Genomic DNA, 12,819 nt, shown 5'->3' on the forward strand with positions numbered 1-12,819 from the left:
TGGCATGAGGTGCCTTGAAAGCGAGTGATCTGTACCCGCCTTCATCCCTTTCAATCCTACCAGAATGGCGAATGATATCTCCGAATTTAAAATTCTCATGGTCGACGACCGTAGTGAGAATTTGCTTGCTTTGGAATCGATACTCCAGAATGAAAATTACGCTTTAGTCAAGGCAAATTCCGGCAGGGAAGCCCTTTCGATCTTGTTGACTGACGTGGATTTTCATCTTATTCTGCTGGATGTGGTCATGCCCATCATGAACGGTTTCGAAACCGCGGAATTGATCTACAGCCGCGAAAGGCTGATCAATATTCCAATCATATTTCTGACCGCCATGGATATTGAGGGCAACGTTTACAAGGGATACCAGTCCGGTGCCGTCGATTATATCCGCAAGCCGATTATACCCGAGTTGTTGAAAGCAAAAGTAAAGGCTTTCGTAGAGCTGAGCGAGAAGAACAGGGCGCTCATCAGACAGGAGCGGGAACTCCGCGTGGCAAACGAAAAACTGGAACTTGAAATCGCAGAGCGCAAACTATCAGAAGCCAAGATAAAGTCGTTGAATGAAAGTCTCCAAAAGAGACTTGAGCAGGTAGAGTTTCTGGATTCCTTTAATTCGTCGATTTCACATGACCTGGTAGGTCCTTTAAACAGCATCATCGCCCTCACCACCCTGCTGCGCGACATGCCAATTGATGGTGAAGTGCTCGAGCTGGTAAATCTTATTATGCGCTCCTCCGACCGGATGGCAAAATTGATCCGGGACCTTTTGCACTTTTCGCGGCAGGCCCATGAGGACATTTCCAGCACCGCGTTCGGCATGAAAGAACTTGTAAATGAAGTGATTCATGACATTGCCCTGAGCATGCCGCTGGATAAGACCGAGATCGTCATTCACGACATGCCCGTCGTTCAGGGCGATAACAATATGCTCAAACAGGTTTGGACAAACCTGATTTCCAATGCCGTGAAGTATTCTCAAAAAAAAGAAAGCCCCCGGGTGGAGATCGGGGCCAGGCAAGAACAAGACAAATTGGTGTTCTTCGTCAAGGATAATGGTGCTGGTTTTGACATGAAGAACTATGACAAGTTGTTCGAAATATTCCAACGCCTGCATAGCGAGAAAGAATTCAACGGAAACGGCGTCGGCTTGGCTATCGTGAAAAGAATTGTCGATAAGCACAATGGAAAGATCTGGGCTGAATCAGACCCGGGCAAAGGCTCCAACTTCTATTTTACGCTCAATGACCAACCGCAGTAGTAGTTTGTCCGGAATACATTTTCCAACTACTGACGGTATGAGCGTTGAGGCTTCAACCCTGGGGATTTAAGGATAAAAATCCCCTTATTGTGGAGAAAAATACACAAAGAGATGGGGTATATCGTCGCACGGCCGTCGGCATTTTTTTGTTTTGCCGGTGATTTGCTGCATTTTTAATCTGCATGAAAGCCCAATTCATCCTGCCGCCCTTTGCCATCTCCCGGTGTGTGAAAAATATATTGGTGATCGAGGACGCCAACAGGCCAAGCGACTTCATCCTTCCACTCTTTGCCAACGGTGCTCCGACGCTCGTCTTTCAAACCGTAAAAGCGTCAAGAGAAGGCAAGCCGGTGGGCCATCTCACGCTCTTCGGCCAATTCATCGCACCCAGCGAACTGGTGATGAAGGGGGACTTTACATTGATAGCGTATTTCTTTTATCCGTATGCCTTGCGATCGCTATTCAACGTGAGCGGTACTGACCTTACGAACGAACATGCAGACCTGAATTTTTTTAAAGCGGCAGCCGATTTTAGCCTGCAGGAAAAACTGTTGAACGCGCCTGCGCTGAAGGACCGTCTGGAAGCGATGACGGCGTTTATCCAAAAGCGGATGGAGTGCAAAACAGCGGACGATAAAAAGATCGTGTTCGCCACCACCGAGATCCTGAAAAACAATGGCCTGCGCCAACTCCCTGACATCCGTCGGGAACTGAACGTTTCGGAAAGAACCTTTCAGCGGCTGTTCGAACTCAACGTGGGCGTTTCACCAAAGATGTACCGTCGCATCTGCCAGTTCGATGCCGCCTTTCAAGCGCTCAACCTGGATCCCCACGCCAAGCTGAGCGACATCGCCTATCAAAACGGTTTTGCAGACCAAAGCCATTTCATTCGCGTTTTCAAGGAATTTACCGGTCTCACCCCAACCCAATACCTCGGCCAGCTTTCACAATATATTCCCTGACTTTTTTTAAGTTTTTCTTGCGGTGACGGGTCTGTTCTATTTCTCCCGATGCGATGGCCCTAACGTTGTATAAATTTTAACCAATCACACATGAGACAACTTATCGTCACCGAATGGATGTCATTAGATGGCGTCTTCGATTCAACCCTGATGAACAAATGGTTCGAACCCTATCATAGCGACAGCCGCGCTGCGTCCATACGCGACACGATCGACAACTGCGAGGTGATGCTTTACGGACGGAATACCTATGAGATGATGTACCCGTATTGGTCATCGTTGAAGAACAATGAAATGGGCGTTGCCGGAAAGTTGAACGCCGTAAAAAAATATGTAGTATCGACCACGTTGACGACGGCGCCCTGGCAACCGTCTACCATTCTCGGGCAAAACGCCCTGAAGGAGATTGCAGCGATCCGGCAGCAGGAGGGAGGACCGATCTTGGTTCAAGGCAGCGCGACACTGGTGAAATCGCTGTTGGAAGCAAAGCTGGTGGATGAATTGAAATTGATGATCCATCCGCACATCCTTGGGTTTGGAAAGCGGCTATTTGAGGGAGCGTTGGATACTGGCTTGGAGCGTGTCGATATTCAAAAACTGGATAAGGGCGTGACGGTTGTCAAATTTAAAATGATTCGATAAGACGCCCTTCCCACCTTTTCGGGTATTTCAAGGAAGTCGTCCCGGGTGCTTTTGGAAGTCGGCGTTGGACTTGGGTGAGCTTTTGGGAATGTGTGCTTGGCCCAATGACAATTTAACACGTAGGGACTTGCGGTTACCGTTTTTTATTCCTTTTCAAGCCCGGCACATACGCGAGTGACAAGCTGGCGAAAGCCGTGGGATCGGCTTTTGCGTTACTCACATAATCGGAGCTTTTGCCGTTAAGCTTAACCATGCGATAAGCCAGCATGCATTCGACGCCCGTTCTGAATCCGAGTAACAGGCCATCTCGAACAGGGTATTCCAGGTTGACCCCCGATTGGAGAAGAATGTTGGAGATTTCATAGTCGCCCTTCAAGATGGATTGGTCGGGTGTTTTGAAGCCGTGGACGGTTGAGAGTTCTGTTCCGACAGAAAACCATCCGGCATGAAGCGGGTGTCTCAGGTAAAGCCGCGAGGGCAGGACGAAGTCAAGCTGCCATTGCTTGGGCAACCGGTGCCAATACGTAAACAGGGGTGTAAAGGGCAGGTTGGCAGTAGGGTCAATTAAAGCAATCAAGCCGGCTGTAATGATCGTTCGCTGGTTGGCTTTGAGGACCAGGGTGGCGGTGAAAAGACCTCGAAGCTTTTCGACGGATTTAAAATTTCTGCTGTTTAGCATCAGGGCCGATGTGAACACCGCCGTTTTGCCAAATAATGAATCTTTATAAACGGTATTGATCGACAACGTCAGGTCATGCGTTTCAACGTCTCGCCGATCTCTAAATTGAGGATAGGTGGGGGAGAGACTTTCTGTATTCCGCAGCGATTCTTTCTGATACACGTGGGTGAATGTTCCGTAAAGAACAAATTTGCGTTTTTTAAAGCTCGGAAAAGTAACGAAAGACCGTGCCCGGAAGGTCTCCGCAATCTCGCCTTTTTCAATTTTCTGCTTCAGAAAATTTGCATTGTAAACCCGATCGCTCACGCGATCGATCTGGATAGAATAGGGTCTGACGGTGGGGTACACCTTATTGATCCGCGCCGCTAAATTCAAGAGAGAATCTTTGACCTGCTGCTTCTCTTGTGCAGGTGTCGTGTATGATGCAAACACGAAGCATACAAAAATGAAACGTCGGGTATTGCTCCATACATCAGGAAGCGATCCGCTTATGGTTAACCCAAAAACAATTGGGAGTATCTTCAAATCGGCACTCCCGGGCGCGGCCTTCGATACGCCTGTTACTACATGGAATTTATTCATAGACAAACAATAGGATGGAGGCTAGTGGTGGAGTGAATGAAAAAGTTCGAATACGCGGTTGATAGAATGCTGAACCTGGGCAAGATCCGACGTCACTTCATTTTTGAATACGACAATTCCTTGGAGGTGAATATCACGATCGAAATGCCATGGACGCGCCACCCGGGCAAGATTAAAATCAGAGGGCTTGATGATGCTATCGAATTGAAGCTTGTTATGTTTGGGCATTCCCTCGCCATCGATCAAAGTACCGAGATCGGTTACTTCGAAGACCACCAATTTGGACGTGCCGTACAGCGATAATTTGCCATAGAGGAGATATTCATTCGCGGTTAGTCTTTCCCATTCCGTACTTTGAAAGGTGATAATGCGATGTTGAGCTGCGTTCAGACATGACGGCCCCATCAATCTACGCGTGAGGCGCATGGTCTTCGCCGATACGCTGTCGGCATATAAAACCATTTTCAACATGGATGTGCCGAGATCCGCTTCCTTCCAAACCATCATCGCGTCAAAGTCTGCAAACGAGCCTCGCAAAGCTTTGCCTCCCGGTAGGGCAACGGTGAAGAATATGTTGGAGTCCCGGCTATCGGAAACTCTAAACTGAGGATGTTTACATCGAATCATACGGCAGTGGATTGTTTATGCTTCCGTATTTCTATACGATGGCGGGATGAACATCTTTGCGTGTAGCTTTCTCCTTCCATCCTTCGATGATCAGGTACATGGCCGGCACGACAAAGAGCGTGAGCATCATCGAGCTGGTCAGTCCACCGATAATGACCCAAGCCATTCCGTTCTTTATCTCGGAACCGGCCCCCGAGGAAAGCGCAATGGGCAGCATCCCTAAGATCATCGCTAAGGTGGTCATCAGGATGGGGCGAAGCCTTTCTTTGCCAGCCTCTACCAGCGCGTCTTTTACACGGTGCCCCTCACGCTTCAATTGATTGGTAAAGTCAACAATGAGAATAGCATTCTTGGAAACAAGCCCCAATAACATGATCATCCCGATAATCGAGAATATATTCAGTGTCTCCATCGCCAAGGCTAACGCCAGGAGTGCACCAATCAAAGCGACGGGAATCGAGAAAAGGACAACAAAAGGATATATCATGCTTTCATAGAGTGCGACCATGATCAGGTACACCAATACAATGGCCGTCAGGAGGGCCAGCCCCAGGCTGCCAAACGCATCGCCCTGGTTTTTGACATCGCCTAAATATTCAATGGTGATACCAGGCGGGACCTCTACATGCTTTACTTTTTCTTTGATGTCGGAAGCCACTGTTCCCGTGGGGCGCCCGACCACATTGGACTGCACGGTGATGGCATTTAGCCGGTCACTGCGCTGCAAGACACTCTCGCTTTGTCCGCTACCGACCTCCGCAAACTGATTGAGAAGGAAGGTCTCGCCGTTGTTGTTTGTGAACGGCAGATTTCTAACATTCTCAATACTTGACCGGTTATATTGGTCAAGGCCGATAAGAATATCATATTCATTCCCGGCTTCTTTGAATTTGCTTTTGTTATCGCCGTTAAAGGCCTTCTGCAATGCGCTGCCGACCTGACTTGCATTGAGCCCAAGCAACGTCATTTTCTCACGGTCCAGTTTTACATATACCTGTTCCTTGAGGTTCTTTACGGAGAGCTGTACGAATTGCGTTCCAGGGACTGTTCCAACGATATCGCGATACTGTTCCGCCACCTTTCTGACCTGCGCAAGGTCGACACCCTTAACAGCGATCTGAATGGGAGCGGAATTGCTATTGCCTGCGATAGAGATCGGTGACGCGGTAACTTTAATCCCCGGTATGGATCCATTCAAGGTCTGTTGGATGAGCACGCCGAAGTCTTCGGATGAAATATTTCTTTCTTGTGCCTCCTTCAACGTAACGCTAAGTTCCGACACGTTGGCGTTGCTAGTCGCACCGGAGACACTGCCACCCACAAAGCCAATGCTGGAGAATACTTTCACGACTTCTGGCCGCTGCAGAATGAGTTGTTCAGCCTGTTGCGTCACCATGTTGGTTTGATAAATGGAAGCGGTGGGAGCAAGCTCCAGGGTGATCAGCACTTCACCGCGGTCGCCGGAAGGAATAAACGAAGCGCCAATAAAGCCTTTTGCCACCAGCATCAGGGAACCGATGATCAGCATCATGACTCCCGACAAGAGATAGCGTTTCTTTTGCAAGGCAGCGATCAACAGATTTGCGTACAAATCTTTCAAGGCATCGATCATCCGTTCAAATCCAAGGTTTAGCCTTCCCCATAAAGTTTTGGGATTCAATACAGCGACCGCTCCGAACCTGCTGGCGAGCATGGGCGTGATGGTAAAAGATACAAACAAACTCATGATGGTCGAGAAGACAACGACCAGTGAAAACTCCCGGAGAATGGACCCGATGATCCCCCCCGACATCGCCAACGGCAAAAACACCACGACGTCTACGAGCGTGATGGCCATGGCGGTAAAACCTATTTCGCTACGGCCGTCCAATGCCGCTTTCACACGATCTGCGCCCATCTCCAAGTGACGGTAAATATTTTCCAGGACCACGATGGAGTCGTCTACCAGGATCCCGACGACCAGGGACATGCCCATCAGTGACATCAGGTTGAGCGAGAAGCCCATCAAATACATGGCGATGAACGTGGGTATGATAGAGGCAGGTAATGCCACCAATACGAACAGAGAGCTTCGCACACTGTGCAGAAAACCCAGCATAACGATCGCCACGATGAGCACGGCCAGCCCGAGGTCCTCGATCACCAGGTCGGCCGAGCGAAGCGTGTAAACGGATTGGTCCGCGGATATGGTAAACGTTAGTTTTTCTTTTTCATACTCCTTTTCCAGTTGAGCGAAGACCTTCCTGACGCCTTTGCTAACGTTCACCGCATTGGCATCGGATTGCTTAATGATTTGAACACCGATGGAGGGCAGCCCGTTTACATGATTGATCGCCGTGGTCTTGGCCGTGGCGTCTATGACCTCCGCCACATCTTTTATATAGATACTTCCTGCCCCGGGATGTTGGCGGATGATAAGGTTACGGATCTGCTCAATGGAAGTAACATTGGCGTCGTACTGAATCGACACCTGTTGATCAACGGTTTCGATCCGTCCTGCCGGGAAAGACTGATTGGCATAATGGACCGCGTCCGTCACCTGGGTGATGCTGATACCATAGGCATTGAGCTTTTCCTGGTTAACATTGACCTGTATCTGACGTTCATCGCCACCAATGACGTTGACTTGTCCGACGCCGGTAACGTTTTGCAAGACCGGGCGGAGCTGCTTGTCAACCAGGTCATACAAATTCTTCGAGGCCAGTTGTGAGGTGATCCCTGCGCGAATGACCGGTGTCTCTTCCAGGTTCACTTTGCTGACGATCGGTCGATCGATGTCTTCCGGAAGCGTATTCAATACCTGATCGGCCTTGCGCTGCACGTTTCGCTCAGCTTCGTCAAGATCGGTTCCGCTTTTCAATTGAATGGCGATCTGTGACAGTCCTTCCTGTGAGGTGGAGCTAATTTTGTCGAGGCCTTCAACCGAAGCAAAGACATCTTCCAGTTTTCGGGTCACGGAGGTTTCGACTTCTGCGGCGGATGCACCCGGATAGACGGTGCTGACAGATACGGTGAGGACTTCCATCTTCGGAAGCAGGTTATAGTTTAACCTAAAGTAACATTGTACTCCAAATAGAATAAGGACTGTAAAGATGACAAGGACCAATAAAGGTCTCTTAACGGCAATCTCTGTTATTGACATGATCTGGCGCTTTAGTTGGAAACACGAACAACACTACCTTCCTTTAAATTGATCTGACCGGAAGTCACCACGACCTCTTCGGCGCGTAGCCCACGGGTGACTTGAATGTTTTCTCCAAGCGCTTTCCCCGTTTGAATAGGCCGCTGATGAACGACACTGTCGGAGACCACATATACCGATGCATTCTGGATGCTCTCCAGCAGCGCCTCGCGTGGAATGACCAACACTTTTTCGGTGGTGTTTTTGGAGAAGTCGACATAAACAAATGTTCCCGATCGCAGGAGTGAAGTCTCCGTATTGTTCATCATGACTTCCACCCGGTAGCTGTGCGTTTCATCCGCTTGAGGACTGATGAAGCTAACGCTGCCGGAAAAACTTTTGTCGGGGTATACATCGGTTTTAATCTTCACCGACTGTCCCTGCTGGATCTGGTATACTTCGCTTTCGGTCAGGTTAACCGCTACTTTTGCTTTGGAGAGGCTGATGATCGTGGCAATCTCGCTTCCTGCATTTGCATACATGCCCGACTCTACCGGCTTAGCGGAAATAATACCGCTGATCGGCGCTTTAATGGCCGCGTCACTGATATTCTTTTTGACTTGACTTACCTGGTTGAGGGCATCCTGGTAGTTTTTGCTGATCTCGTTTACCTTCTCCTGGGTAGCGGCTTTCCCTTGCAGCAATTCGGTGTATACTTGCAAGTCATGTTGTAATTTGCTGGCGTTCGTCTCAGCTTTCTGTAAGTCAAGTTGCAAGGCTTGCATGTCCATCACCGCCAATACCTGGCCTTCGGTTACGTGACTACCCAGATCAAAGCGAATTTGACGAATCATTCCACCGCTCAGCGCCAGCGCCTTCACTTCCTTGAACGGCGCAATGCTGCCCGTCTTGATCATATTGATTTCATGCAACTGTTCACTGGCGACAGCAATTTTTACGGGAATCCGGAGCTTGCTCTGCAGAGCCGGTGTGTTTTTTTCATCGAGCACTTTTTTGTTTGCCCAAAGATTGTAGCCAATCAGCAACACGATAAGGAAGCCGATTATGCTGATGATATGCATACTCTTCATAAAATTTAGTTTGATAGCGTCTGGTAAAAGTCTTTTAGTGTCCCCTGGGCTTTTTCAAGGTCAACCTTCGCCAGGAAAAAATTGTATAAGGAATTGAGATAGTTGCTTTGTGAGTCCCTCAGCGTGTTTTGTGCGGTCAGCCACTCGGTGAGGTCGGTAGTACCTTTCTGATATTGGAGATGAATGGCATTGAACGTTGATTGCGCCAGTTCGATATTCTCTGTGTAAAGGCGTAGGTTCGACTGCTCCTGTTTGAATTTGGACCTGGTATTTTCAAGCTCAACCTGGTATCTGCTTTCTTCCAGCTTAAAATTCTCGATGGAATTCCGCCACTTGTATTTGGCTTGCGTGATTTGTGCCTGTCTTTTAAAGTCAACAATCGGGATGGTTAGCTTAAGCCCAATGCTGGAATAAGAACTCATGGAGGACCATGCCTGGTTCACTTCATTTCCAAAGCCAACGTTGCCGTAACGGGCATACGCAGAAAGTTTGGGATAGATGATGTTCTTGAGCCTGCGTTCATCGATCTCCGTAAGCTTGGCATTAACCTGTAATAATTTATAGTCTGTGCGGTTGCTCACCGAAGCTTGTTGTAGTGAGTCCGTGGTGGGTATATAGAAGTCCAGTGTCTCGTTCGTTATGGGTTTTACGGTCAGTTGCTCCAGGATGGGAAAACCCATTTCAAACTTTAACTGGTTCTCGGATAATGTGAGATTTGTTTCGGCTACACGTATTTGCGTGAGCGAAGTGTTGTAGTTGACTTTTATTTTTTCAAGATCTTTTAACAGCGTTACGCCTTTATTGACTTGTTGTTCCGTTACCTGCATTTGACCCCGGTAAGTTTCGTTTGTGGAATGCAGCAACTCGAGTTGTTCGCGATACACAGCAATCTGGAAATAAGCATTACAGATATTGTAGATCAAAGTCTCCTCATTCTTGGCGACGTTGAGCTCCGCCTGAAGTTTGCTATAGCGGTTGGCCTGGAGACCGGTGATGAGCGATTTGTCGAAGATCGTTTGGTCCAGCTGTGCCATCGGGTTAACCTGGTACTGCTTGGTAAACGCAACCCGGACATCCTCCGGACCAAAGACACCGGCCGGTATAACGGTTTGTTGCACTTTTAGATTGTCGTCTAATGTGCCGGTTAGGGTCACGGTCGGCAGGTACGCAGCCAAGGCTTCTCTCGCCTTGGCATCGGCAAGCTTCTTTTCATTGGCGTATACTTGGTTGCTGTGGTTGTTTTTTAACCCATAGTCTATGCAGGACTTTAGCGTCCAAACATCCTGCGCAAACAATGCGGTTGGCAGTATTAACAGCAAGCTTAAAAAAGTACTTCTATTCATTCGTCTTCGTTTTTTCCTTTTGGGGAACAGCATTTTTACTTGTGCTGATTAGAACCTGAAGCAAAAGACGTGATTATGGTTCTGCGGGATTTTGTTATTATACCAAAGCCCCTCCCTTTTATACCAAATCCCCCAGGCGCCTGCGTGTATGTGATCTGAAAGCTCTAACTAGCATCGGGAACCAACGTTTGCGGGAATCGGGTCCGGCGGATATGCGTATCTTTGAATCAGAAAATCTCCAGAACTATGACGGACGATCGTGAAAATCTAAAGACCGGGAAGCTGATCAATTTTGTCGTCGAAGACCGGCACAGACTATTGCGGCATGTCATCTTTCTGCTGGGTTTATTCGCACTTTTGTATACCGCTAACTTCTCCACGAGCTATCCGGGTCAGTATAGATACTATATCTTATTCTCGGTGTACATCGTTTTTATTTCGATGTTCTATATCAATATGTATGTGCTCGTTCCCTATTTTTTCTTTAAGGACAGGTATGTACTATACTTGATACTTTTAATCATCGTGGTCACGCTGGGGTTGTCCGCTGTGGGCTATATTCTCAACATCCTCCTGGGTGATTATCGTATTCTCGAAGGGCGCCCGGAGGATAGGCGAGGTTTCTATGAAGGCGCCATTGAATCGGTTTGCGTTATATTGGTGACGACAACACTAAAGCTTTTGCAGCGGTGGGCAAAAGACAATGAACGGATTGCCGAGCTGAAAAACCTCACCTTGCGCATGGAGTTAAATGAATTGAGGAGCCAGATCAGTCCACACTTTCTCTTCAATATGCTCAACAACATAAAGGCCCTGGTCAGAACCAATCCGGAAATGGCCACTACGGTTATTATAAAACTGTCTGAATTTTTAAGATTTCAGCTCTATGAGAATAGCGAAGAGAAGACGTTGCTGACTTCGGAAATAAATTTTTTGTCGAACTTCGTCAACCTGGAAAAAATAAGAAGGGACAACCTCTTTGTCACCATACAAAATAAGATGGATCAGCAGACCGCGCGCAATATTTTTGTGCCGCCGAATTTGTTCATCATGTTTGTCGAGAATGCTGTAAAGCACAGCGTCGACTTAACGGACAAAGACGCACACATCGACATACAGTTCGAAGCGACCCACAACAAACTTCATTTTAGCTGTACCAATTCGGTAAACCCCGCCTATCCTGTTTCCGACAAGAAGAATGGCGGATTAGGTCTGGTCAATATCAAAAGAAGATTGGAATTGCTTTACCAGGATAAGTACAGTTTGGAGATCACTGCGACAGATAAAGTATATACTGTAAATCTAACGATTCCCCTATGACCTGTATAATTGTCGATGATGAGCCCTTGGCCAGAGAGGAGATGCACGCGCTGATCAAAGAGGTGTCGCAGCTTGACGTCCTTGGAAAATTTTCAAATGCGCTCGCTGCACTGGACTTTCTCAAGACAACGGACGTTGACCTTATTTTCCTCGACATTGAAATGCCGATGGTCTCCGGCTTGGAATTTGCCGAACGCATTCCGAAACAAACGCTCGTCATTTTCACAACGGCCTACCCCCAATACGCCTTAAAAAGCTACGAGCTCGATGCCATCGACTACTTGCTGAAGCCTATTGAAAAGGAAAGGGTTGAGAAAGCGATAAACAAGGCCCTGGTTTACAGGAAACTGTTATCGGATGATAGCGAAAAAAGTACGGTCGAATCAAATACAGAATCATTTTTGCTCATTAAGGCTGAGCGGAGATACTACAAGGTTAATTTCAGTGAGATCAAGTTTATCGAGGGCCTCAAAGACTACGTGGTCATTTATACGAAAAACCAAAAGCTGTTCACAGCGATGAATTTAAAGACGATTCATCAAAAATTGCCGCCAACCCTCTTCTTGCGCGTGAGCAAATCCTATGTGGTGAATAAAGATCACATCGAGTCGTTCGACAATCACACTTTGTTCATCGGCGATTCCGAGATTCCCGTCGGGGAGGTGTATCGAAAAGATTTTTTTGAAAAGTATGTGGGTAATTCGCTTAATGATTCATCGAATTTTTGATAAGTGCGATAGTGGGAAGGAGAGTTGAGCGTTGGCCGCAAGGCGGATTTGATTGGGCAAGTATCTGTGTAGAGCGGCTCTTGGCACAATATTCCCCGCGAACAAGGGAGTATTCATCCCGTGCGTTATTTGAATGACCAAATTGTTGAAGTTACCTGGATCAGCATATCAGTGTTGATGATCTTCGAGGTGGCCATAGCGCGTGGCACACTTACCTTAATAGGAGCGTTGCCATAGAAATCGTGGAGAAACACCAGCGAGCCCAGGATGGCGGTTACGACACCCGCTATGGCGAGGAGAGAACGGACTCTTGATCTGTTTCCTGTTTTGATGGTGTTGTGAGACGTTTTCATTTTGGCTTGTGATTATGATGTAAATAACGGCCTGGAAATGGGCTTTGGCTATGGGAAAAAGGCCGTTTCAGGGCTTGGGTAGGTGAATGCCGGAAAACGGGCGGTGAATT

The 12,819-nt window shown here is 47.8% G+C and carries 11 protein-coding genes; 5 read left to right on the forward strand and 6 right to left on the reverse strand.

The genetic code is table 11. The features are described 5' to 3' along the window. The first annotated feature begins 64 nt into the window (after nt 1-64). The 3 genes from D4L85_RS19755 (at nt 65) to D4L85_RS19765 (ending at nt 2,865) form a co-directional block, all read left to right on the forward strand. A complete protein-coding gene (locus D4L85_RS19755; protein ID WP_119755924.1) occupies nt 65-1,261 on the forward strand; it encodes a sensor histidine kinase in 1,197 nt (398 codons plus the stop codon). A 182-nt stretch (nt 1,262-1,443) separates the two neighbouring features. Continuing rightward, entirely contained in the window at nt 1,444-2,223 is a 780-nt protein-coding gene (locus D4L85_RS19760) for a helix-turn-helix domain-containing protein (RefSeq protein ID WP_119755925.1), read from the forward strand. A 90-nt stretch (nt 2,224-2,313) separates the two neighbouring features. Continuing rightward, nucleotides 2,314-2,865 carry a dihydrofolate reductase family protein gene (locus D4L85_RS19765; RefSeq protein ID WP_119755926.1) on the forward strand — a complete coding sequence of 184 codons (552 nt, stop codon included), beginning with the start codon at nt 2,314-2,316 and terminating at the stop codon, nt 2,863-2,865. Between the two features lie 133 nt (nt 2,866-2,998). Here the strand turns inward: D4L85_RS19765 and D4L85_RS19770 are convergent, their stop codons facing one another. From D4L85_RS19770 to D4L85_RS19790, 5 genes are all read right to left on the reverse strand, one after another. After that, on the reverse strand, nt 2,999-3,919 hold the full coding sequence (locus D4L85_RS19770) for a hypothetical protein (protein ID WP_160143865.1): 921 nt from the start codon (nt 3,917-3,919) through the stop codon (nt 2,999-3,001). A 228-nt stretch (nt 3,920-4,147) separates the two neighbouring features. Continuing rightward, complete coding sequence (locus tag D4L85_RS19775; RefSeq protein ID WP_119755928.1) at nt 4,148-4,753, reverse strand: YceI family protein; 606 nt, start codon at nt 4,751-4,753, stop codon at nt 4,148-4,150. A gap of 31 nt (nt 4,754-4,784) precedes the next feature. Continuing rightward, nucleotides 4,785-7,895 carry an efflux RND transporter permease subunit gene (locus tag D4L85_RS19780; RefSeq protein ID WP_119755929.1) on the reverse strand — a complete coding sequence of 1,037 codons (3,111 nt, stop codon included), beginning with the start codon at nt 7,893-7,895 and terminating at the stop codon, nt 4,785-4,787. 11 nt (nt 7,896-7,906) lie between these two features. After that, on the reverse strand, nt 7,907-8,965 hold the full coding sequence (locus D4L85_RS19785) for an efflux RND transporter periplasmic adaptor subunit (RefSeq protein WP_119755930.1): 1,059 nt from the start codon (nt 8,963-8,965) through the stop codon (nt 7,907-7,909). Between the two features lie 5 nt (nt 8,966-8,970). After that, on the reverse strand, nt 8,971-10,308 hold the full coding sequence (locus D4L85_RS19790) for a TolC family protein (protein ID WP_119758867.1): 1,338 nt from the start codon (nt 10,306-10,308) through the stop codon (nt 8,971-8,973). Between the two features lie 246 nt (nt 10,309-10,554). Between D4L85_RS19790 and D4L85_RS19795 the strand changes: the two genes are divergently transcribed. Then, the gene (locus D4L85_RS19795) at nt 10,555-11,628 is read left to right on the forward strand and encodes a sensor histidine kinase (protein ID WP_119755931.1); all 1,074 of its coding nucleotides are present in this window, start codon (nt 10,555-10,557) and stop codon (nt 11,626-11,628) included. After that, nucleotides 11,625-12,356, forward strand: coding sequence for a LytR/AlgR family response regulator transcription factor (locus D4L85_RS19800; protein ID WP_119755932.1), 732 nt, complete (start codon nt 11,625-11,627; stop codon nt 12,354-12,356). Before D4L85_RS19795 ends, D4L85_RS19800 begins: the two co-directional genes overlap by 4 nt. Nucleotides 12,357-12,481: 125 nt before the next feature. Here the strand turns inward: D4L85_RS19800 and D4L85_RS19805 are convergent, their stop codons facing one another. Then, complete coding sequence (locus tag D4L85_RS19805) at nt 12,482-12,709, reverse strand: hypothetical protein (RefSeq protein ID WP_119755933.1); 228 nt, start codon at nt 12,707-12,709, stop codon at nt 12,482-12,484. Between the last annotated feature and the right edge of the window lie 110 nt (nt 12,710-12,819).

This window comes from Chryseolinea soli, from assembly GCF_003589925.1.
Taxonomy (GTDB): domain Bacteria; phylum Bacteroidota; class Bacteroidia; order Cytophagales; family Cyclobacteriaceae; genus Chryseolinea; species Chryseolinea soli.

What these genes read in the sequence shown, in the direction of transcription:
- D4L85_RS19755 (WP_119755924.1), top strand. Translation starts at nt 65, where the DNA reads ATGGCGAATGATATCTCCGAATTTAAAATTCTCATGGTCGACGACCGT.
- D4L85_RS19760 (WP_119755925.1), top strand. Translation starts at nt 1,444, where the DNA reads ATGAAAGCCCAATTCATCCTGCCGCCCTTTGCCATCTCCCGGTGTGTG.
- D4L85_RS19765 (WP_119755926.1), top strand. Translation starts at nt 2,314, where the DNA reads ATGAGACAACTTATCGTCACCGAATGGATGTCATTAGATGGCGTCTTC.
- D4L85_RS19775 (WP_119755928.1), bottom strand. Translation starts at nt 4,753, where the DNA reads ATGATTCGATGTAAACATCCTCAGTTTAGAGTTTCCGATAGCCGGGAC.
- D4L85_RS19780 (WP_119755929.1), bottom strand. Translation starts at nt 7,895, where the DNA reads ATGTCAATAACAGAGATTGCCGTTAAGAGACCTTTATTGGTCCTTGTC.
- D4L85_RS19785 (WP_119755930.1), bottom strand. Translation starts at nt 8,965, where the DNA reads ATGAAGAGTATGCATATCATCAGCATAATCGGCTTCCTTATCGTGTTG.
- D4L85_RS19790 (WP_119758867.1), bottom strand. Translation starts at nt 10,308, where the DNA reads ATGAATAGAAGTACTTTTTTAAGCTTGCTGTTAATACTGCCAACCGCA.
- D4L85_RS19795 (WP_119755931.1), top strand. Translation starts at nt 10,555, where the DNA reads ATGACGGACGATCGTGAAAATCTAAAGACCGGGAAGCTGATCAATTTT.
- D4L85_RS19800 (WP_119755932.1), top strand. Translation starts at nt 11,625, where the DNA reads ATGACCTGTATAATTGTCGATGATGAGCCCTTGGCCAGAGAGGAGATG.
- D4L85_RS19805 (WP_119755933.1), bottom strand. Translation starts at nt 12,709, where the DNA reads ATGAAAACGTCTCACAACACCATCAAAACAGGAAACAGATCAAGAGTC.